This window comes from Microbispora hainanensis, from assembly GCF_006874475.1.
GTDB classification, from domain to species: Bacteria; Actinomycetota; Actinomycetes; order Streptosporangiales; family Streptosporangiaceae; genus Microbispora; species Microbispora hainanensis.
The window spans coordinates 83591-104228 of record NZ_VIRM01000032.1 but is presented as its reverse complement, the minus strand read 5'-3'; the positions used below and the strand labels follow the sequence as shown (position 1 = coordinate 104228).

General features: G+C 72.3%; 18 protein-coding genes. 15 read left to right on the top strand and 3 right to left on the bottom strand.

What is annotated here, in order from left to right:
* The first annotated feature begins 352 nt into the window (after nucleotides 1-352).
* Nucleotides 353-2962 carry a hypothetical protein gene (locus tag FLX08_RS42320; RefSeq protein WP_244312863.1) on the top strand — a complete coding sequence of 870 codons (2610 nt, stop codon included), beginning with the start codon at nucleotides 353-355 and terminating at the stop codon, nucleotides 2960-2962.
* A gap of 93 nt (nucleotides 2963-3055) precedes the next feature.
* On the opposite strand, the gene FLX08_RS24555 is transcribed toward FLX08_RS42320, so the two are convergent.
* Nucleotides 3056-3982 carry an MBL fold metallo-hydrolase gene (locus FLX08_RS24555; protein WP_244312862.1) on the bottom strand — a complete coding sequence of 309 codons (927 nt, stop codon included), beginning with the start codon at nucleotides 3980-3982 and terminating at the stop codon, nucleotides 3056-3058.
* Nucleotides 3983-4086: 104 nt separating this feature from the next.
* Here FLX08_RS24555 and FLX08_RS24550 point away from each other — a divergent pair, with 104 nt between their 5' ends.
* Nucleotides 4087-4704 carry a single-stranded DNA-binding protein gene (locus tag FLX08_RS24550; protein WP_142621743.1) on the top strand — a complete coding sequence of 206 codons (618 nt, stop codon included), beginning with the start codon at nucleotides 4087-4089 and terminating at the stop codon, nucleotides 4702-4704.
* Here the strand turns inward: FLX08_RS24550 and FLX08_RS24545 are convergent.
* Nucleotides 4691-5917, bottom strand: a complete 1227-nt coding sequence (locus FLX08_RS24545) for a DUF1015 family protein (protein ID WP_244312861.1) — start codon at nucleotides 5915-5917, stop codon at nucleotides 4691-4693. The genes FLX08_RS24550 and FLX08_RS24545 overlap by 14 nt on opposite strands.
* Nucleotides 5918-6094: 177 nt before the next feature.
* Here FLX08_RS24545 and FLX08_RS24540 point away from each other — a divergent pair, with 177 nt between their 5' ends.
* Both FLX08_RS24540 and FLX08_RS24535 read left to right on the top strand, forming a co-directional pair.
* Nucleotides 6095-6436 (top strand): tetratricopeptide repeat protein, encoded by a 342-nt coding sequence (locus FLX08_RS24540; RefSeq protein ID WP_244312860.1) that lies wholly within the window; start codon nucleotides 6095-6097, stop codon nucleotides 6434-6436.
* A gap of 20 nt (nucleotides 6437-6456) precedes the next feature.
* Nucleotides 6457-7461, top strand: a complete 1005-nt coding sequence (locus FLX08_RS24535; RefSeq protein ID WP_142621736.1) for an HAD-IIA family hydrolase — start codon at nucleotides 6457-6459, stop codon at nucleotides 7459-7461.
* Between the two features lie 299 nt (nucleotides 7462-7760).
* On the opposite strand, the gene FLX08_RS24530 is transcribed toward FLX08_RS24535, so the two are convergent.
* On the bottom strand, nucleotides 7761-8108 hold the full coding sequence (locus FLX08_RS24530) for an SCP2 sterol-binding domain-containing protein (protein ID WP_142621734.1): 348 nt from the start codon (nucleotides 8106-8108) through the stop codon (nucleotides 7761-7763).
* A 544-nt stretch (nucleotides 8109-8652) separates the two neighbouring features.
* Here FLX08_RS24530 and FLX08_RS24525 point away from each other — a divergent pair.
* The 11 genes from FLX08_RS24525 (at nucleotide 8653) to FLX08_RS24475 (ending at nucleotide 20553) form a co-directional block, all read left to right on the top strand.
* The gene (locus tag FLX08_RS24525; protein WP_142621732.1) at nucleotides 8653-8874 is read left to right on the top strand and encodes a hypothetical protein; all 222 of its coding nucleotides are present in this window, start codon (nucleotides 8653-8655) and stop codon (nucleotides 8872-8874) included.
* A complete protein-coding gene (locus tag FLX08_RS24520) occupies nucleotides 8871-9098 on the top strand; it encodes a hypothetical protein (RefSeq protein ID WP_142621730.1) in 228 nt (75 codons plus the stop codon). The genes FLX08_RS24525 and FLX08_RS24520 overlap by 4 nt, the downstream gene beginning before the upstream one ends.
* Nucleotides 9095-9904: a TlyA family RNA methyltransferase gene (locus tag FLX08_RS24515; RefSeq protein WP_142621728.1), complete on the top strand. Its 810-nt coding sequence runs from the start codon at nucleotides 9095-9097 to the stop codon at nucleotides 9902-9904. The genes FLX08_RS24520 and FLX08_RS24515 overlap by 4 nt, the downstream gene beginning before the upstream one ends.
* Before the next feature lie 34 nt (nucleotides 9905-9938).
* Nucleotides 9939-10877 carry an NAD kinase gene (locus tag FLX08_RS24510; protein WP_208761635.1) on the top strand — a complete coding sequence of 313 codons (939 nt, stop codon included), beginning with the start codon at nucleotides 9939-9941 and terminating at the stop codon, nucleotides 10875-10877.
* 181 nt (nucleotides 10878-11058) lie between these two features.
* The gene (gene recN, locus FLX08_RS24505; RefSeq protein ID WP_142621724.1) at nucleotides 11059-12825 is read left to right on the top strand and encodes a DNA repair protein RecN; all 1767 of its coding nucleotides are present in this window, start codon (nucleotides 11059-11061) and stop codon (nucleotides 12823-12825) included.
* A gap of 376 nt (nucleotides 12826-13201) precedes the next feature.
* A complete protein-coding gene (steA, locus tag FLX08_RS24500; RefSeq protein ID WP_142621722.1) occupies nucleotides 13202-14398 on the top strand; it encodes a putative cytokinetic ring protein SteA in 1197 nt (398 codons plus the stop codon).
* Nucleotides 14395-15372, top strand: coding sequence for a copper transporter (locus tag FLX08_RS24495; protein ID WP_142621720.1), 978 nt, complete (start codon nucleotides 14395-14397; stop codon nucleotides 15370-15372). Before steA ends, FLX08_RS24495 begins: the two co-directional genes overlap by 4 nt.
* A 52-nt stretch (nucleotides 15373-15424) precedes the next feature.
* A complete protein-coding gene (locus FLX08_RS24490; RefSeq protein ID WP_244312859.1) occupies nucleotides 15425-16378 on the top strand; it encodes a hypothetical protein in 954 nt (317 codons plus the stop codon).
* A 68-nt stretch (nucleotides 16379-16446) separates the two neighbouring features.
* Nucleotides 16447-18105: a murein biosynthesis integral membrane protein MurJ gene (gene murJ / locus FLX08_RS24485; protein WP_142621718.1), complete on the top strand. Its 1659-nt coding sequence runs from the start codon at nucleotides 16447-16449 to the stop codon at nucleotides 18103-18105.
* A gap of 25 nt (nucleotides 18106-18130) precedes the next feature.
* Nucleotides 18131-19243 (top strand): glycosyltransferase family 4 protein, encoded by a 1113-nt coding sequence (locus tag FLX08_RS24480; RefSeq protein WP_142621716.1) that lies wholly within the window; start codon nucleotides 18131-18133, stop codon nucleotides 19241-19243.
* A 281-nt stretch (nucleotides 19244-19524) separates the two neighbouring features.
* On the top strand, nucleotides 19525-20553 hold the full coding sequence (locus tag FLX08_RS24475) for a TerC family protein (RefSeq protein WP_142621714.1): 1029 nt from the start codon (nucleotides 19525-19527) through the stop codon (nucleotides 20551-20553).
* The last annotated feature ends 85 nt before the right edge of the window (nucleotides 20554-20638 follow it).

Sequence of the window (20638 nt, the reverse complement as noted above, 5' to 3'; positions counted from 1 at the left end):
TTTTTGATATGGAAGGGCCATCCCGTTGGGGTGGCCCTTCTGTGTTTCCGGGGTCATGTCATCGCTGCGCCGCAACCTGCGTCGACGGGGAAAGAAAGCTCCGGTCGAGGCTCGGGCGGTGGTGATGGCGCGCTAGGCTGGCAGTGCCGGGCCACCCCACGGGTGGCCTTCGTCGCATCGGACGAGAAGCGAAGGCTGCGGCGGACGCGATCTCAGCGGACCTGCGGCGCAAACAACATGTCTTCCCTGGAACGCATCGGGCAGGGGCAGATCCCCAATAGTCAGGACAGCGGGAAGACGGAGCCCTGCGGCCGGCGAACCGGACGCGGTGAGCAAGCAACAGAGGACAGAAGTGAACAGAGAAGACGGGCGCGACGGCGCGGGCCGTGGCGGAGACAACCGCGACGAGAGCAGAAACCGGAGCGAGCGATCCGGCGGATCCCGCGGTAATGGAGGAAGCGGCGGCTTCGGCGGTCGCTATGGAGAGCGGCGAGAAGGCTTCCGGACCGACCGCGGCGAGCGCGGCGAGCGCCCGTTCCAGTCCGACAGGCGTGGCTACCGCGACCAGGGCGGAGCGTCCGGGGGACGCTTCGGTTCGCGTGATCGTGACGACAGGGCGAGTGGCTCCTACGGGGATCGCGACAGGCGCGGCGGCTATGGTGGCCGGGATGACCGCGGCCGCCGTCCCTTCGGCACCGGGGACCGTACGGGTGGCCGCACCGACGATCGCGGCGGATACCGCGACCGCGACGGGGGACGAAGCTTCGAGCGCGGCGGTGACCGGCCGCGTGGGACCGGCGGCTCTGAAGGACGCAGGGACGCCGGAGGCGGCGAAGGACGCGGGGAACGCGTCTATCAGGACCGCGACTCCTTCCGCACCGATCGGCCGCGCCGTCCCTACGGCGACCGCGACGGCTTCCGAGGCGGGCAGGGCCCCCGGGATCGCGATGATCGGGGCGGACGTCCGTTCCGCTCCGACGACCGCGGCAGCCGGCCGTACGGTGAGCGCCGGACGGATCGGCGGGAAGGCGGCGGCGGGTACGGAGACCGCCCGCAGCGCCAGGGCGGCGGTTTCGGCGGACGCTACGGCTTCCGCGAACGCGACGCCCGCGATGGCCGTGAGGGCCGCGAGGGCCGCGAGAACCGTGAGGGCCGGGAAGGCCGCTCGTTCACGCCCCGGAACGACCGCGACGACCGCGGCGGCTTCGGCAGCCGTCCCCCACGGCGTACGGACCAGGAGCGCGGCTACGGCCGTGACGACAGAGGCGGAAGCGGGTTCGGGCAGCAGGATCGTCCCCGGCGTCCGTACGGCGATCGAGGCGGCGATCGGGGTGCCGATCGTGGCTTTGGCGGCCAGGACCGGCCGCGGCGTTCGTTCGGCGACCGCGACAGCAGAGGCGGCGAGGACAGGCCCAGGCGCCCCTACGGCGACCGGCAGGACACGGGTGGCGACCGCTACCGCGATCGGGACTCGTTCCGGGACGGTCCGCGCCGTACGCCCGGGGACCGGCCCGGCGGGTCCTTCCGCGACCGCGACGACAGGCGTCCCGGCCGCGACCGTGAGGAAGGGCCTCGGACGTTCCGCGGGCGTGAGTCGGGCTCCGGCGACCGGCCACGGCGCCAGTTCGGCGGCGACCGCGGTGCCCGCCCGTTCGGCAGGGACCGTGACGAGTCCAGGCCGTTCAGCGGCGACCGCGGTGCGGCGCGTCCCTTCAGCCGCGACGAGCGGGGCGGCAGCCGCACCCGCTACAGCAGGCCGGACGAGCCGAGCAGGCCGAGGGTTCGTGAGGAGATTCCTCCGCTCGACCCCGACATCACTCCGGACGAGCTGGACCGGGAGGCGCGCGCGGAGCTTCGCTCGTTGCCGAACGACCTGGCGGACCTCGTGGCCAGTCACCTCGTGGCGGCCGCCCGTGCGCTGAGTGCGGAAGATCCGGAGAAGGCGTACGAGCACGCCAAGGTGGCGCGCCGCTTCGCGGGCAGGATCGGCGTGGTCCGCGAGGCCACCGGGATCGCCGCTTATCACGCCGGGCAGTACGCCGAGGCGCTGGGCGACCTCCGGGCCGCCCGGCGGATCACTGGCTCGGACGAGTACCTGCCGATCATGGCCGACTGCGAGCGGGGGCTCGGGCGGCCCGAGCGGGCGCTCGACCTCGTCCGGTCGCGTGAGGCCGAACGGCTGGACCGCGCGGGCCGGATCGAGCTCGCGATCGTGGAGTCCGGGGCCCGTCGTGACCTCGGGCAGCACGACGCCGCCGTGATCACGCTGCAGAAGGTTCCGGAGTTGCGCGATCCTCAGCCGAAGCCGTGGTCGGCACGTCTCGCCTTCGCGTACGCGGACGCCCTGGCCGACGCGGGACACGAGGAAGCGGCGACCGACTGGTTCGCCCGTGCCATGGGGTTCGACGAGGACGGTGAGACCGACGCTGCCGAACGCTACGCCGAACTGACCGGCGGACTCATCGAGGACCTGGAGGAGGGTTACGACGAGTCCGGCGACGAGCCCGGTGACCTCCCGGACGACCTTGCCGACGATGAAGACGAGATCGGCGACGAGGACATCCAGGAGGCGGTCAAGGACGAGGACGAAGACGAGGCGGACCGGCCCGTCGGTTCCCGTGACGACGACCAGTCCGACGAGGACGATCTGACCGACGATCAGGCGGACGACGGCTCCACGGGCGACCTCGTGGCCGAGGCGGCTGCGGCCGGCGAGGCGCCGGCACAGGTGGCACCCTTGGCACCGGTCGCACCGGCGGCTCCTGCGGCTCCTGTGGCGACACCGGCACCGGTTAATGAGGAGACGGGCGACGCCGACGAGGCGGCCGAGCGGCCTTCCGCCACGAGCGCGCCGTCCTACGGCCCCGCGTTTATAGAGCCGGACTTCGGCGACGTGCTCGACGACGCCGAGGACGCCGAGGACGCCGAGGACGCCGAGGACCGGACGAAGCGCCAGCCCTGATGTTCCGAACGGGCGCCGCAGAGGCGGCGCCCGTTCGTCTTCCCGACGCAGATCGCCCCGGGGAAGGCCTGGCCGTGTTGACGGCCTGAGCAGTCAGCGCGGGGTGCGATCCAGCCAGTGCATGATTCCCGCGACGTTCGACGGCGCGCCGCTCAGCAGTTCGAACTGCTCGGCCGTGGCCTCGTCGGCGCGCAGCGCGGCGTACCGCTCCCGCGTGCGGTCGCGGACCATGGCGACAGCGTGATCGAGGTCGAGTCCCTCGGCCTTGGCCTGTCTGGTGAGGTCCACCCAGATCCGGAGCTCCTCGGCCGACCGTTCGAGGGTCGAGGGCACGTCCTCCACCGGTCCGTAGTGGCTGAACAGCAGCCGCTGCGGTTTCAGGGCCGTGAACAGCGCGATCGAGCCGAGGGCGACGTCGAGGTCGAAGTCCGGCGGCGGAGTGGCGGGCCGCAGGTCGCCGGTCTCGGGCAGATACACACCGGCGGCGTCGCCCACGTACAGGTCACCGGTGAGCGAGTCGAGCAGGCCCACGTGGTGTTTGGCGTGGCCCGGGGAGTAGTGACTCGCCAGGGTGCGGCCGTTGCCCAGATCGATCGTCCCGGTGTCGCCCAGCGCCCTGATGCGGGCCGCGTCGGTCGGCGCCAGGGTGCCGAACAGTACGTCGAGCTTGTCGCCCCAGACCATTTTGGCGCTCGCCATGAGCCGGGAGGGATCGGCGAGATGGCGGGCGCCCTTCTCGTGTACGACGATCTCGGCGGACGGGTAATAGTTCGCGATGTCGCCCACGCCGCCGGCGTGATCCAAATGGATGTGGGTGACCACGACGGTCGCCAGGTCGTCCGGTCCCACCCCGAGGGAGGACAGCGCGTCTCTGACCACGGGAGCCGAGGTCGAGGTGCCCGTCTCGACGAGACAGGGGCGGTCGCCGAGGATTAGATAGCCCGCGGTGATGCCGGAGTAGCCCGCCATCCGCGTGTCGATCTCGTAGACGTCGCCGCCGAGCGGAGTCACGTTGTCCACAGGCCACTCCCGAAACTAGAACCGGTATTCACAGAATGGCATTCAGGGCCGCACGGGCCCAACCTCGTCACGCATAGTGATCTCCACTGCAGAGAGGAGTTCACATGCACCGCAACGAGGTGGTGCTGGCCGGGCGGCTGTCCATGGAGCCGGCACACAGGGAACTGCCGAGCGGAGCCCTGCTGACACAGTGGCGCCTCGCGGTCCGCAGACCGGGCAGCCGCTCGGGCCATCAGCGGTCGGACGCGATCGAGTGCGCGACGATCGACGACGGCGTGCGCGCGATGCTGGCCGGCTGGCAACGCGATGATCTGGTCGAGGTGGAGGGCGCGCTGCGCCGCCGCTGGTGGCGCGGTGGCAGCCGCTACGAGATCGAGGTCCGTACGGCACGCCACGTCGAGCCGGCCCCGCCCCGCAGCAGGCCACGCAGAAGAACGCCTCAGGCTGCCGACGACGGCGATGGCGCCGCGTCCGGGATCGGGCGGGCCGGTGATGCCGCTGAGGTCCCCGAGGCCGTCACGCCAGAGATGACGTCCTGCGGGGACGGCGCCACGGCCCGGGTTGGGCGGGCCGGTGATGGCCCTGACGTCCCTGATTCCGTCACGCCCGAAGGGGCGTCGTGCGGCGACGGCCCCGGTGGCTCTCCGGCGGCGTCGTCCCGGGACGTCCAGGATGACGCCGTCTCGGCGGAGCCCGCCGGCGAAGCGGTCAGTCAGTCGTGAAGGTCCGCATGACCAGCCCCGTGCGGGGTTTGGGGCCGAACGAGGTCGACTTGCGCGGCACTCGCTCGCCCTGCGACGCGACCGTGAGGACGTCCTCCGTGGACAGCGGATTCAGCAGCACCGCCGTCCCGCCGAGCCGGCGCGCCCTCTTCACCGCGTCGAGCGGGTCGTGGTGCACGACCATCACCGACTGCTCGCTGTCGGTGATCCCCCACACCTTCGGCAGGAGGAACATCGTGAGGACCGAGGTGTCGAGCATCCGCCACCGGGGGGATTGCCCGGGCGGCATGGCGTGCTCGACCTGCAGCGGGTCAGGGTCGGTCAGCAGATGGGCGGGTCCGTCGCCGGCGAGCACGAAGGCGGGGCCGGTCGCGGTGGCGAGCCCCGCGAGGGCGTCCTCGACCAGGGGGAACTCCTGGACCTGCCACGCGCCCTTGGCCCGGGCGGCGGCCTCCTGCAGGGGCAGTCCCGGGATGACCCGGTGGATGGCCCTGAGGTCGGGCGGGTATGCCGTGGAGTCGACCAGGTAGGCCAGGCCGTAGTCCCAGGGCCCGGGCCCGATGTGGTCCATCTGCAGCGCCTGATAAGTGGCGTAACGATGGTGACCATCGGCGATCAGCGCCTGGCGATCGTGCAGGTCCTCCGCGACGGCTTCGATCTCATGGGGGTCGGTCACCGCCCAGAGCCGGTGGTGCACGCCTTCACGCGTCCGGACGTCCATGAGGGGGAAACGCTGGGCAGCCACGTCGTCGACGAGCCGGGAGGCGGTGCCGCCGCCTTCGTATAGCAGGAAGATCGGCTCGAAATTGGCCTGTGTCGCCCGCATCAGGGCGAGCCGGTCGGCGACGGGCTCCGGCAGGACGTTCTCATGGGGAAGGATCGCGGTCGACCCGACGCCGACGCCTCCGATCAGCCCCCGCTGCAGGAAACCGACCCCGCTCTGCTCGTACACGTAAAGGCCGGGCAGGGAGTCGACCGTCAGCACTCCGTTGGCGAGCCACTCGCTCAACGCCTCGCTCGCCTCACCGTAGTGGCTGATTCCGGGAAGGATCAGGCGCACTACGTTGTTCGGATGACGACTGAGCAGTTCCCGTAGTTCTTCAGGGGAGATGAGATCGTACGGCGGTGAGGTGACAGCGGCTACATCGTCCACCGCGTAACGTACGCCGCGGAACGGACGTAGCACCAGTCCCGCCCGTTCAGAACTCTCCATACCGGGCATGTTGCCATAAGTGCCCGGACTCCCCGACGCTGCGGTGCCCGGTTGCTTGTGAAATCGGAGTGCAGGAGGGCTTACCCCATGATCGAAGGACGAAACGAGGCCTCTGCTTCTTCCAATGATCCGGGCGGTACGCCTTCCGGCGGCGTCTATGAGTGGTTCAAGCGTGGCATGAAGCTGCTCGAAGAGGGCAGTCCGGCCGCCGCGGCGGCGATCCTGGAGCACGCCGTGCGGGCCGAGCCCGACTCGCGTAGCATCCGCGAAGCCCTTGCCCGGGCCCAGTTCAACTCGAAGCGCTACGACGAGGCCGCCGGAAGCTTCCGTTGGATCGTCGACGCCAACCCCGCAGAGGACTACGCCTACTTCGGTCTCGGCTTGTCGCTGTGGCGCAGCGGAGACATCGAGGCGGCTCAGGAGCCCCTCGCGGTGGCGGTGGCGATGCGCCCCGACCTGCGGCACTACGTGTCCGCGCTGAAGCAGGTCAGGGCCACGCTGCGGGCGAGGCAGGCGTGACCGTAGGCCATACTTCCGCCATGCCAGAAACCACCGGTGTTCTCGTGAACGCCTACGACACGTTGCTGCTCGACCTTGACGGCGTCGTCTACCTCGGCAAACGCGCGGTCCCCGGTGCGCCGGAGGCGCTGGTGAAGGCCCAGGACCGGGGCGTGCGGCTCGCGTTCGTGACGAACAACGCGTCCCGCACGCCGGGGGCGATCGCCCAGCACCTCACCAATCTGGGCATTCCGGCGGCCCCGCAGGACGTGGTGACCTCCGCTCAGGCGGCGGCCCGGCTGGTCGCCGAGCACGTCCCCGCGGGCTCCGCCGTCCTGGTGGTGGGCGGCATGGGACTGCGGATGGCCCTGCGCGAGCACGGCCTGCGCCCTGTGACCACCGCCCTGGACGCGCCCGCCGCCGTCGTGCAGGGCATCGCCGACAACCTGTCCTACGGGCTGCTCTGCGAAGGGACGCTCGCCGTACGTCAGGGGGCGTGGTTCGTCGCGGCCAACGGCGACACGACCATGCCGACGGGCCGGGGCGAGCAGCCTGGCAACGGTGCGATGAGCCGCGTGATCGCCACCGCGACCGGCGTCGAGCCCGTGGTCGCGGGCAAGCCCGAGCCGCCGCTGCACCGCGAGTCGATGATCCGCACCCGCGCCGAGAGGCCGCTGATCGTCGGTGACCGGCTCGACACCGACATCGAGGGCGCGACCCGGGCCGGTGTCGACAGCCTGCTCGTGCTGACCGGCGTCGCCACTCCTCTCGACGTGCTCACCGCCGGGCCCCATCACCGTCCCACTCACATCGCCGCCGATCTGTCCGGTCTGCACACCCCCGTGGTCCCCGTACGGCGCGGCTCGGGCGGCTGGACCTGCGGCGGATGGACGGCCGTGTGGCAGGACGGCGAGCTCGCGCTCACCGGGGAGGGCGACCCCGTCGACGGGCTGCGTGCGGCGTGCGCCGCCACCTGGGAGGCGGTAGGGGACGGCCAGGCGGACGAGGGAGCGGTGAAGGCCGCCTTGACGGCGCTCGGCCGCTGACGACGCGCCGGCACCGGCAGCCTCGCCTCACGCACCCCGTCACTACCCCCGTCTCACGTACCCGCCGCCACACGCCTCGGGCGAGGGTCCGGCATCCCGTGTGCTCAGGGCCCTGACGCGGCATGCGGCACGAGGGGCCGGGCCGGCGTATGGCGAGAGCCCGCGTCGCGTGCGGCAATGGTCCAGTCCGGCGCATGGCGATGGCCCGGCGGCGGGGTGCGTTGCCGGTTGTGGCGGATGCGGCGAGACGGGAGCGGTCAGAAAGGACCGGTCAGAAGGGACCGGTCAGAAGGGACCGGTCAGAGGAGTTTGCGAAGGCGCAGCAGGTCGCCGAGGCTCGCGTCGATCTTGACCCGGCCGCTCAGCAGCGCGCGCCCCATGTCGAGCTCGCCGTTGACCATCGAGACCAGGTCCTCGCTGGTGAGCGTCAGCTTGACCTCGGCGGGCCTGCCGTCCTCCGGGGGCACTTCCTTGAAGGGGTCGAGCCCGCCCCGGTGGATGCGGCCGTAGAAGGTCACGCCGAGGTCGGAGATCCGGCAGGCCAGCCGGCGTTCGACCACATGCTTGGCACGGTCCTCCTCGCCTATCTCGTCGAAATGCTCGACGAGTTTGTCCAGCGCCGCCCGGCATTCCTCGACGGTCGCCATGCGCCTGCCCTTCTCCTCACGGACCGTGTCGTCTCGCGGACCGGGTCTCCTTGCCAACCGCGCGGATCATCGGTCGGCGATGTGATTCCCCTCTACCTACCGACAGTAGCTTTCCATGGACCGCCTGCGCGAAATCCGCTCGGGTCATGGAGAGGCAATGGCACGAGTGGGGCGGTCCGCGAGCCGTGGATTCGGCGATCAAAGGGACGGGTGAGCTGAGCGCGCCCGAGGCCGCGTGCGGCGAGATCATGTGGCGGAAGGCCCGCGGCCCCTACGGCACCCTATGGCCCCCTGCGGCATCCTGTGGCCCCGTGCGGAACGGCCGGACGGCGCACGACCGTCGGTGGGGTCCGATAGCGTCGAGGCGACCAGCGCCGCAGGGGCTCGTACGGGTCGGGCCGCGCGGCGTGGCCACGTGCGCCGTCCGGAGACGTCGGGGGCCGGGTCCGGTGAGAGCCGGGCCGACGCCCCGGGCGCGGACGTGCGCACAGGGAAGCGTGACAGGGAAACCTGACGGGGCAGCCGATCGGAGCGGGAAGGGACCATGACGGACAGCGGGATCGCGGCCGGGGAGCATCACGCCTCGGGCGCCGACGGCGTGCAGGCCGCGTTGTCGCCCCTCGGACGGCTGGCTCACGCGCCGGTGTCCGAACACGTGGGCGTCTTCGAACAGGTCCTCGCCGGCCTCGAAACGGTGCTCGCGTCCGTGGAGGATGCCGGCGAGCGGCAGCCCGAAGCACAGGGCGACCGGGGGAGCGGCCAGTGAGCGCCGCGGCAGGAGCGGTGGACGCCGCCCGCCCGAAGCGGGCCCGTACGGCGGGGGACAGCGCGCGGACGCGGGTCCGTGGCGCACAGGGCGGCGTGGGCCGGGTGCGGGCCGGTAGGGCACGGGACGGCGCGGACCGCGTGCGGATCGGGACGGCACGGGACGGCGCGGACCGCGTGCGGATCGGGACGGCAGGGGACGGCGTGGCCGGGCGGGCCCGGTGAAGCGCGTCCGGCTGGACAGCGAGCTCGTACGCCGCGGGCTCGCCCGGTCCAGAGAGCAGGCGGCCCAGCTCATCGAGGCGGGCCGGGTCAGCATCGGAGGCCGGGTGGCGGGCAAGGCGGCCACCCAGGTGGACACCGCCGCCCCCATCGTGGTCGCCGAGGCGGCAGAGGGCCCCGATTACGTGTCCAGGGGCGCACACAAGCTGCTCGGCGCGCTGAGCGCGTTCGAAGGGCTTCGCGTCGAAGGGCGCCGGTGCCTCGACGCGGGCGCCTCGACCGGCGGGTTCACCGACGTGCTGCTCAGGCACGGCGCCGCCCACGTGCTCGCGGTCGACGTGGGGTATGGGCAGCTCGCCTGGTCGCTGCGTACGGACGATCGGGTCACGGTCATGGAGCGGGTCAACGTCCGCGACCTGACCCCGGAGATGGTGGGCGAGCCGCCGACGCTGATCGTCGGGGACCTGTCGTTCATCTCCCTCCGGCTCGTCCTCCCCGCCCTGGTGCGCTGTGCGGCCGAGGTGGCGGAGTTCGCGATGCTGGTCAAACCTCAGTTCGAGGTCGGCAAGGAGCGCGTGGGCTCGGGAGGCGTCGTACGCGACCCGGCGCTGCGGGCGCAGGCGGTGCGGGACGTCGCGGCGGCGGCGGGCTCGCTCGGCCTGACGGTGAAGGGCGTGACGGCGAGTCCGTTGCCGGGGCCGTCGGGGAACGTGGAATACGTTCTGTGGCTCGGGAAGGGGCCGGGGCACGATCCCGTTCCGGATGTGGACGCTGCCATCGACACGGCGGTGGCGGAGGGACCGCGGTGAGCGCGGGCGGCGAGGCATGGAGACGATGAGCACGATGAGCACGGGCGGCGCGGCCCAGGGCCGGGCGGACGCCAAGAGAACCGTCCTGGTGACGGCGCATACGGGCCGGGAGGCGGCCGTGCGCAGCGCCCGCCTGGTCATGGAACGGCTGATCGAGGCGGGCATCAACGTGCGGGTCCTCGACGAGGAGGCCGAGGAGCTGGGTTGCGCCCATGTCGAGGTGGTCCCGGAGAACGACGCGGCCTTGGAGGGGGCCGAGCTGATCATCGTCCTGGGCGGTGACGGCACGCTGCTGCGGGCCGCCGAACTGGCCCGCCCGGCCGCGGTGCCGCTGCTCGGCGTGAACCTGGGGCACGTGGGCTTCCTCGCCGAGGCGGAGGTGGAGGACCTGGCGTCCGTGGTGGACCTGGTGGTCGAGGGCCGCTACGAGGTCGAGGAACGCATGACGATCGACGTCGTCGTGCGCCTGAACGGGTCGGTTCTCGCGCGGACCTGGGCGCTCAACGAGGCGTCGGTCGAGAAGAAGGACCGCATGCTGGAGGTCGTCGCGGAGATAGACGGCCGCCCGCTGTCGCGCTGGGGCTGCGACGGCGTGATCTGCGCGACCCCCACCGGATCGACGGCGTACGCCTTCTCGGCCGGTGGGCCCATCGTCTGGCCGGAGGTGGAGGCGCTGCTGCTGGTGCCCAACAGCGCCCACGCGCTGTTCGCCCGGCCGCTGGTGGTGTCGCCGAAGTCCACGCTCGCGGTGGAGATCGTGCCCGACACCAGCGCCGGTGTGCTGTGGTGCGACGGCCGCCGCCGCTTCGACATCCCGCCCGGCGCCCGGGTGGAGGTACGCAAAGGCGAAGTGCCCGTAAGGCTGGCCCGCCTGCTCGGTGCGGAGACCAGTGGGGCGCCGTTCACCGACCGCCTGGTCGCGAAGTTCGGCCTGCCGGTGCAGGGCTGGCGGGGCCGCGTGCGCTCCGGCTGACCCGGGAAAGGCCGCGATCCACAGCGGGTTGTGGCGGTTGGTGGTGATAGGCCGGATGAGCAGGGCTTTCGTATCCACAGATTCTCGTTCGGGTCGCGGCCGGGTCACGCTGTCCTCGAAAATCTTGACGAGTTACGCGTAGGATCTCTGGCGAGTTCGGTCGGCAAAACGGGAGGGACCAGTGCGGCCACGGGTCGAGGAGGTCCGCATCCAGGGGCTCGGCGTGATCGACGAAGCCGTCCTGGAGCTGTCACCGGGATTCACCGTCGTCACGGGTGAGACCGGGGCCGGCAAGACGATGGTCGTGACCGGTCTCGGCCTGCTGTTCGGAGGGCGGGCCGACCCGGCCCGGGTCAGGCCGGGCGCCGACAAGGCGCTGATCGAGGGCACGCTCGTGATCGAGCCCGGGGGTCGTGTGGCCCAGCAGGTCGCCGACGTCGGCGGCGAGGTCGAGGACGGGCAGCTCATCATCGCCCGGTCGGTCTCCGCGGAGGGCCGCTCCCGCGCCTGGCTGGGTGGCCGTGCCGTGCCGGTGGGCACGCTGACGTACATCGCCGACGACCTCGTGGCCGTGCACGGGCAGATGGACCAGCAGCGGCTGCTGCAGCCCGGCAGGCAGCGTGCGGCGCTCGACCGCTACGCCGGTGACGAGCTGGTCAAGCCCCTCCGGGCCTACGAGCAGGCATACAAGCGGCACAAGCAGGTGGGGGAGCTGCTCCACGAGCTGACCGTCAAGGCCAGGGAGCGGGCGCAGGAGGCCGACGTGCTGCGGTTCGGCCTGGAGGAGATCGAGAAGGTCGAGCCCAGGGCGGGAGAGGACGCCGAGCTGAAGGAGGAGGCCGAGCGGCTCTCCCACGCCGACGCGCTGCGCACCGCCGCCACGACCGCGCACACGGCCCTGCTCGGCGATCCGATGTCGAGCGCGCAGGACGTGCAGGACGCCGTGTCGCTGCTCGGGCATGCGAAGTCGGCCGTGGAGTCCGTACGCGACTTCGATCCCGCGCTCGCCGGGCTCGCCGACCGTCTGGCCGAGGCCGGTTATCTGGTCTCCGACGTGGCGACCGAGCTGGCCGCGTACGCCGAGTCGGTCGAGGCGGATCCGGCCCGGCTCGCCGCGGTGCAGGAGCGCAGGGCGGCGCTGAACGGGCTCATGCGCAAGTATGGCGAGGACGTCTCGGCCGTGCTCGCGTGGGCGCAGCGGGCCGCCGAGAGGCTGACCGAGCTGGAAGGCGACGACGAGCGCATCGAGGAGCTCACGCGGGAGCACGGCGAGCTCACCGAGCGGCTGGGCGAGCTTGCCGGTGAGCTGACGGGCATCCGCACCGCCGCCGCCGAGCGGTTCGGCCAGGCGGTGACCGAGGAGCTGACCGCGCTCGCCATGCCGCACGCCCGGGTGAGCGTGGCGATCACCGCCTCCGACGGCTTCGGCCCGCACGGCGTGGACGAGGTCGAGCTCCGGCTGGCCTCCCATCCCGGCGCGCCGCCGCTGCCGCTGACCAAGGGCGCCTCCGGCGGCGAGCTGAGCCGGGTGATGCTCGCCATCGAGGTGGTCTTCGCCGGCGCCGACCCCGTTCCGACGTTCGTGTTCGACGAGGTCGACGCGGGCGTGGGCGGCAAGGCGGCCGTGGAGATCGGCAGGCGGCTGGCCAAGCTCGCCAGGACGGCGCAGGTCATCGTGGTCACCCACCTGCCGCAGGTCGCGGCCTTCGCCGACCAGCACCTCGTAGTCGAGAAGGCGAGTGACGGCCGGGTCGTCCGCAGCGGCGTCGTGACGCTCGACCAGGAGGGACGCGAGCGGGAGCTGTCGCGCATGCTCGCCGGGCTGGAGGACTCCGAGCTCGGCCGGGCGCACGCCGCCGAGCTGCTGTCCATCGCCGCCGCCGACAAGGCCGCCTGGGAGAAGGCGTCCTCGGGAGCGGCCAGGAGCTCGGGCCGCCGCGCCGGCTGAGGGCTTCCGGTCGGCCGTGCCGGGCTCAGGGTTCCGAACGCCGGACCGGCCTGTCGTCTTTCGCGCCGCCGGTTGAGGGTTCCGCCGTGGGGCCGGGGTGCTGACTCTCGCGCCGCCGGCCTGGTCAGCGCGTAAGCGCGTACACTCGGCGGGGCGCGCGCGGGGGTGACGTTTGGAGCAGGGCGCGCCGGGAAGCAGTCAAGCCCCGGCAACCAGGGGCGGAGGAACAGGGGGCGACGGCGTCGCGGAAGCTATGCGTCGACCAGGGTGTCCCCGGTTGGCGCACCTCGGCAACATCCCTGACTTGCAGTGACAATTCAGACGAGCCGTAGGGTGTGGAAGCGTGGCGGTCGCCGCCTCTGGCAGGATGGTCGTGATGAAGGTCCCGAGCTTGAATGTTCCGGGCCTCCGCCGCAGGAAGGCCGACGGCCTTCCCGGGGTGACGGCAGTGGCGAGAATCGACAGACGGACGAAGAGGCTGACCAAGCGCCTCAAGCCCGGGGAAATCGCGATTATCGACCACGTCGACATCGACCGGGTCAGCGGGGAGGCCCTCGTCGCGTGCGGCGTGGCGGCCGTGGTCAACGTCGCCGCGAGCATCAGCGGCCGTTACCCCAACCTCGGGCCCCAGATCCTGATCGACGCGGGCATTCCCCTGATCGACAGCGCGTCGCCGGAACTGTTCGAGCGGATCGCCGACGGCGACGTGATCCGCGTCCACGACGGCATGGTCTATCTCGGCGAGGAACTGGTCGGAAAGGGCCAGTCGCAGACCGCCGAGACCGTCGAGGCGGCCATGACCGAGGCCCGCGCGGGCCTCGCGGTCCAGATCGAGGCGTTCGCCGCCAACACGATGGAGTACGTCCGGCGTGAGCGCGACCTCCTGATCGACGGGGTCGGCGTGCCCGACATCCGCACCTCCCTGGAGAACCGCCACGCCCTCATCGTGGTGCGGGGTTACCACTACAAGGAGGACATCGCCACGCTCCGGCCGTACATCCGGGAGTATCGCCCGGTGCTGATCGGGGTGGACGGCGGGGCGGACGCGCTCCTCGACGCCGGCTATGTGCCCGACATCATCGTGGGCGACTTCGACTCCGTCTCGGAGAAGGCGCTGTGCTGCGGCGCCGAACTGGTCGTCCACGCCTATCGCGACGGCCGGGCGCCGGGGCTGGAGCGGGTGCGCAAGCTGGGCCAGGAGGCGGTCGTGTTCCCCGCGACCGGGACGAGCGAGGACATCGCCATGCTCCTGGCCGACGACAAGGGCGCCACGCTGATCGTCGCGGTCGGCACCCACTGGACGCTCGACGAGTTCCTCGACAAGGGCAGGTCGGGGGCGGCGAGCACGTTCCTCACCCGCCTGCGCGTCGGCAGCAAGCTCGTGGACGCCAAGGGCGTGAGCAGGCTCTACCGCAGCCGGATCTCCACGTCCTCCCTGTTGCTGCTCGTCGCCACCACGCTGGTCACGATCGGTGTGGTGCTCTCGGTATCGCCGATAGGCCAGGTGTGGCTGAACGGCCTCCGCGTGGCCTGGAACGGCTTCATCTTCTGGCTGGTCGGACTCTTCTCGTGATCGATTTCCGTTATCACCTCGTCTCGATCGTGGCGATCTTCCTCGCGCTCACGGTCGGCATCGTGCTGGGCAGCACCGTGCTGGAGCCCACGTTCTTCAAGTCGGCCGAGGAGATGACCGCGTCGCTGCGGCAGGCCAACGAGAAGTATCTGACGCAGATCTCGGAGCTGCAGACGCGTGAGGAGGGCGGCGACTCGCTGGTCACGACCCACCTGCCCGACCTCGTGCGCGGCCAGCTCGCGGGGGAGCGCGTCGTGCTGGTCGAGGCTCCCGGCGCGTCGGCCGCCCTGCGCGACCCGATCGAGAAGCTCGTCACGAGCGCGGGCGCCTCCTACGCCGGCAGGGTCAGCCTCACCGACAAGTTCATCGACACCGAGCAGGCGAGCGTGATCGACGGGCTCGCCACCAATCTGGCCCAGGCGGGCACGACCTTCCCCGACGGCGCCACGCCGTACGACAAGGCCGCCGCGATGCTCGCCGGCGCCATCGTGACCAACGACCGCACGCAGGCGGGCCGGGCCAACCCCGCGGCGACCGGCGTGCTGGAGGCGTTCCAGGCGGGCGACTTCCTCACCATGAACGGTGACCCCGAGCAGCGGGCCACGCTGGCCATCGTGCTCGCGCCGGCCCAGCCGTACGAAGGGGAGGACGCCGACCGGCAGACGAACGCGCTGGTCTCGGTCGCGGCCGGCCTCGACGGCGGCGCTCTCGGCACGGTCCTGGCGGGCACCGTCACCGCCTCCGCCAACGGCGGCGTCATCGCGGCGCTGCACGACACCGGCGGCGTCGCCTCGGCGGTCTCCACCGTCGACACCATCGATTTCGCCGCGGGCCGTGTCGTGGTGGTCTACGCTCTGCGGGAGCAACTGGCCGGCCGTTCGGGCTCCTACGGAGTCGGCAGCGGCGCGACGGCGTTCGAGCCCGCGGTGACCGCGCCCAGCCAGACCCCCACCCCGGCGGCGAGCCGGGGATGAGCCGCCGGTCGGCGCATCACTCCTGACGAACATGTAGAGAAGGGCAACAGCCGTGGCCAGACGTCCCCAGGCCGGCACACGCGCCGCCGCGGTGCTCGGAGCCGGCGCCGGCGCCGCGCTCGGCGCGGTCGCCGCGCGCGCCGCCTTCGCCGCCTTCCGGCGCCGCCCGCCGATCGGCGACGAGAAGACCGCAGACGAATACTGGACCCGGGTCAACCACCGGGGCGAGCCGGTCACGCTGCTGGAGGGCCCCGCGTTCGCCGCGGGTGCCGTCGCCGCCTCCGCCCTCGCCCCCGGCCTGCCCATACGGGCCCGTGCGGCCGCCGTGCTCGCCGGGGCCGGCAGCGGCGTCCTCGGCGCGTACGACGACCTGTTCGGGACCACCTCGTCGAAGGGGTTCAAGGGCCACCTGGCGGCGCTCGCGCGCGGCGAGGTGACCAGCGGAGCGGTCAAGATCCTCGGCATCGGCGCGACCGGGCTCGCCGCGGCGGCGCTCTCCCCGCGCGACGCCCGAAGCGGGGGCGTGCTGTCGCGGTCCCTCGACACGCTCGTCGACGGGGCGCTGATCGCCGGCAGCGCCAACCTCGCCAACCTGTTCGACCTGCGGCCGGGTCGCGCGATCAAGGTGGGGCTGCTCGCCGGTGCTCCTCTGCTGGCCGCCTCGATCGCCGCGCCGTACGGCCCGCGCTCCCGTCAGGCCGCCGCGCTGACCGCCGTCCCGCTGGGCGCGGCGGCGGCGCTGCTGCCCGAGGACCTGGGCGAGCGGGCGATGCTCGGCGACGCCGGGGCGAACGCACTGGGCGCGCTGCTCGGCCTTGCGGCCACGGCCCGGCTGGGCAGGCCCGGCCGGATCGCCGCCCTCGGTGTCGTGGCCGCTCTCACCGCCGCCTCGGAGAAGGTCAGCTTCACCAAGGTCATCGCCGGCAACCGGGTGCTCAACCGCCTGGACATGCTCGGGCGCCGCGCCCCGCAGGCCACCCCCGGCACGCCGGGGTCGCGCGGGTGACCTGGACGACCAGGGCCGTCCGCGGAGCCGTACGGCAGCGGCATGGTTGAGCGGCATGGTTGAGCGGCATGGTTAGACGGCTCGGGGCGGGGATCGCGGGGGCGGCGGTCCTCATCGGGGTCATCACGGTCCTGGCGCGGGTGACCGGCTTCGCCAAGCAGCTGGCGTTCGCGCGCACCGTCGGCACGAACTGCCTTGCCACCGCCTACTACACGGCCAACAACGTGCCGAACATCGTGTTCGAGGTCGTGGTGGGCGGCGCGCTCGCCGGGATGGTCGTCCCGGTGCTCGCCGGCGCCGCCGCCAGAGCGGACGGCGAGGCGCGTGCGGAGGTCGGCCGGATCGCCTCCGCGCTGCTGACCTGGGTGGTCGTGCTGCTGGTGCCGCTCGCGGCGCTGACCGCGCTGGTCGCGGCGCCGGTGGTGCGGCTGCTGGCGGGCTCCGAGATCGACCGCTGCGACGCGGGGCAGGTCGCCGCCGTGGCCGCGCGCATGCTGGTCGTCTTCGCGCCGCAGATCCCGTTGTACGGCATGGCCGTGGTGCTCTACGGCGTGCTGCAGGCCCATCGCCGGTTCTCGGGCCCGGCGCTGGCGCCGCTGGTGTCGAGCGTCGTGGTCATCGTCGCCTACCTGGCCTTCGGGCCGCTCAGCGGCGGCCACAAGGATCCCGCCACCGTGCCCGCGCCCGCCGAGATCGCGCTGTCGGCGGGGACGACGCTCGGCGTGCTGGCCCTGGTCGTCACCGTGATCGGGCCCACGTGGCGGCTCGGCCTGCGGTGGCGGCCCACGCTCCGCTTCCCCGAGGGCGTCGCCGTACAGGTGCGGCGGCTCGCGCTGGCCGGGCTGAGCGCGCTGGTCGCCCAGCAGGCCGCCGCGGCGATCCTGATTCCCGTCGCCAACCGCGTCGGCGGGGGCGCGCTGCCCGCCTACAACTACGCCTGGGCGATCTACCAGGTGCCGTACGCCGTGCTCGCGGTGCCCATCGCGACCAGCGCGTTCCCCGCGCTCGCCGCGCGGGCGCAGGCCGCCGGCGAGGGTGAGGGCTTCGCGGCGCTGGCGGCGCGGACGACCCGCGCGGTCGTGCTGGTCTGCGGCCTGGCGGCGGGAGCGCTCGCCGCGGTCGCGGTGCCCGTCGCGCACGTCTTCCTCGCCCAGGCCGACACCGAGGTCGCCGCGGCGGAGTTCGCCCGGGGGATCGCGCTGTTCGCGCCGGGGCTCGTCGGATATGGCCTGGTGGCCCACCTCAGCCGGGTGCTGTACGCCACGGGAGAGGGCAGGGCGGCGGCCCGGGGACAGGTCGCCGGGTGGCTGGTCGTGGCCGTGGCCCAGGTGGCGTTCGTCCTCGTGCTGCCCGACGGCTGGGGCCTGGGCGGGCTCGCGCTCGGCCAGGCGGCCGGCATGACGGTGGGGGCCGGGCTGCTGCTGGCCTCGGTCGTACGGGCGCGAGGGGCGCGGGCCGCCCAGGGCGTCGCGCGGGCCGGTCTGGCCGCGCTGCTGGGCGGGGGAGCGGGTTTCCTCGCGGGGGCGGCCGTCGCCCGGCTGCCCCTGTCGGGCGAGGGCCCGTGGGGCGGTCTCCTGACGGCCGCTCTCGCCGGTCTGGCGGCCGTGGTCGCGGGGGTCCTCGTCGCCGCGCTCGTGGACCGCCGGGACCTGACCGGCGCCCTGTCCGGGCTGAGACGCGGGAGAGGCGCGAGCCCCGCGGATCCGCCCGCGGAGAAGGCCGTATGAGAGCTGCCGGGGGTGAGGAGAGGGCATGAGTCGCGTTGTTCTCGTGCTGGGATCGAGCGTGGGCGGCGTGGCCCGGCACGTGCGGATGCTCGCGGGCGGGCTCGTCACGCGGGGGCACCGGGTGCTGGTCGCGGGTCCCGGCGGCACCCAGGAGGCGTTCTCCTTCACCGCCACCGGCGCGGGCTTCGCCGAGGTCGACATCGCCGACAGGCCGCACCCCGCGCACGACCTGCGGACCGCCCTGCGCCTGCGCGGGCTCGCCCGTGGCGCGGACGTCGTCCACGCCCACGGCCTGCGGGCCGGCGCGCTGGCCGCGCTCGCCCTCGCCGGGGCGCGGGGGTGGCCGCGCCTCGTGGTCACGCTGCACAACGCGGTCACGGCGGGCGGCGCGATCGGCGCGGTCTACCGGTTGCTGGAACGGATCGTCGCCCGGCGTGCGGACCGCGTCCTGGCGATCTCGCCGGACGTCGCGGAGCGCATGCGGGCCAGGGGCGCCCGGGGAGTGGACCTCGCGGTGGTGCCCGCGCCGCCCCTCGCCGAGCCCGCCCGCCCGGCCGAGGACGTGCGGGCCGAGATCGCCGCCCGGCTGCCCGGCGCCGCGGACGCGCCGCGGGCCGTGCGGGAGCGGCCGATCCTGCTCACGGTCGCCCGGCTGGCCCAGCAGAAGGGCCTGGAGACGCTGCTCGACGCGGCGGCCGGGCCGTACAAGGGCGATCCGATTTTCGTCATCGCGGGCGACGGGCCGCTGCGCGCGGAGCTTCAGGCCCGCGTCGACGCCGAGGAACTGCCCGTGGTCCTGTACGGCTGGGCCGAGCCGGCCGACCTGCTCCAGGTCGCGACGGCGGTGATCGTGCCCAGCAGGTGGGAGGGACAGCCGCTGAGCGTCCAGGAGGCGTTGAAGGCGGGCAAACCGATCATCGCGACCCAGGTGGGCGGCGTGTCCCGGATGGTGGGCGAGGCGGCCCTGCTGGTGCCGCCGCAGGATCCCGGCGCGCTGAGCCGGGAGATCGGCCGTCTGCTCGGCGATCCCGCCCTGGCCGCACGCCTCGCGGAGGCGTCCGTACGGCGTGGCCGGGAGCTGCCCGACGAGGACGCGGCGCTGCGCGCGGTGCTCGCGGCGTACGGGCTGGCGCGGTAGCAGGCGACCACGGTGGCGGGAGGGTGCGACCATCCTCTCGCGCCGGTGACACACGACTGCCGGTCAGGTGAGCCGTCGCCTGTTCTCGCCGAGGAGCGCCGACGTTCCGGCATGGATTAGGTGAGGCTAAGTCTGATCCATATACTGGACGGGTTGGGGGGGAGTATCCCTTCGCGGCGGTCTCGTCATCACGGTGTCAGCACCCGGGGCCGTCGGTCCGTCGTGCGCGTTCGGGCGGGAGAGACCTCCGGCAGTGTGTTCAACGCGCGCCGGAGGTAGTCGTGGTACATGCGCCCCTGTGGTTGTGGGCCCTGGTCATCGTGGGTCTTCTCGTCGTGGTCGCCGTTGATCTGTGGATCGTGGATCGTGGTGAACCACGCGAGTTCTCGATGCGGCAGGCGGGCATCTGGGTCGGCTTCTACGTCTGCCTGGCCGTTTTGTTCGGCATCGGGTTAACGCTGTGGGCCGGGGCCGGGACTGGTGGCGAGTTCTTCGCGGGCTATCTGACGGAATACAGCCTCAGCGTCGACAACCTGTTCATCTTCTACATCATCATGACCCGCTTCGGGGTGCCCCGGATCTACCAGCACAAGGTGTTGCTGGTCGGCATCGTCATGGCGCTGGTCATGCGCGGGATCTTCATCGCCATCGGCTCCGCCGCGCTGAGCCGCTTCGGCTGGCTGCTGTACGCGTTCGGGGCCTTCCTCATCTACACGGCGTACACGCTGGTCCGGGACCACAACAAGGAGGACGAGGAGTTCAACGAGAACATCCTCCTGCGGTGGGCCCGGCGGGTCTTCCCGACCACTCCCGACTACGTCGGCTCTCGGGTGACCGTGCGGGTGGACGGCAAGCGCATGGTGACGCCCATGCTGATCGTGATGATCGCCATCGGCACCACGGACCTGCTGTTCGCCCTCGACTCGATTCCGGCCATTTTCGGGCTCACGAAGGCGGCCTTCATCGTGTTCTCCGCGAACGCGTTCGCCCTGATGGGCCTGCGTCAGCTCTACTTCCTGCTCGGCGGACTGCTGCAGCGGCTGGTCTACATCAGCTATGGATTGGCGTTCATCCTCGGTTTCATCGGGGTTAAGCTGATTCTCGAAGCACTTCACGAGAATGATGTCTCGTGGGCCCCGCAGATCCCGATTTGGGTGTCCCTGGCGGTCATCGGCGTGACCATGGCCGTGACGACCGTCGCCAGTCTCATCAAGGCTCGCCGCGACGACAGAGCCATCGCCGCGGCGGAAGCCTCTCAGACGGGAGCTCCCCAGGCGGAGGCGTCTCAGGCGGAAGCCCCGCAGGGCTAGCAAAACGGGCACTCACCCTGTTTGCTTGTTCTCGTTGTGCCACGCATTGACTGCCGGATCGGTAATATCGATCGCCAGCTCGCAT

Bases quoted from the DNA above. Each gene is read 5' to 3' on its own strand.
- FLX08_RS24550 (WP_142621743.1), top strand. From the start codon at position 4,087: ATGCACCGCAACGAGGTGGTGCTGGCCGGGCGGCTGTCCATGGAGCCG.
- FLX08_RS24545 (WP_244312861.1), bottom strand. From the start codon at position 5,917: ATGGAGAGTTCTGAACGGGCGGGACTGGTGCTACGTCCGTTCCGCGGC.
- FLX08_RS24540 (WP_244312860.1), top strand. From the start codon at position 6,095: ATGAAGCTGCTCGAAGAGGGCAGTCCGGCCGCCGCGGCGGCGATCCTG.
- FLX08_RS24535 (WP_142621736.1), top strand. From the start codon at position 6,457: ATGCCAGAAACCACCGGTGTTCTCGTGAACGCCTACGACACGTTGCTG.
- FLX08_RS24530 (WP_142621734.1), bottom strand. From the start codon at position 8,108: ATGGCGACCGTCGAGGAATGCCGGGCGGCGCTGGACAAACTCGTCGAG.
- FLX08_RS24525 (WP_142621732.1), top strand. From the start codon at position 8,653: ATGACGGACAGCGGGATCGCGGCCGGGGAGCATCACGCCTCGGGCGCC.
- FLX08_RS24510 (WP_208761635.1), top strand. From the start codon at position 9,939: ATGAGCACGGGCGGCGCGGCCCAGGGCCGGGCGGACGCCAAGAGAACC.
- steA (WP_142621722.1), top strand. From the start codon at position 13,202: ATGAAGGTCCCGAGCTTGAATGTTCCGGGCCTCCGCCGCAGGAAGGCC.
- murJ (WP_142621718.1), top strand. From the start codon at position 16,447: ATGGTTAGACGGCTCGGGGCGGGGATCGCGGGGGCGGCGGTCCTCATC.
- FLX08_RS24480 (WP_142621716.1), top strand. From the start codon at position 18,131: ATGAGTCGCGTTGTTCTCGTGCTGGGATCGAGCGTGGGCGGCGTGGCC.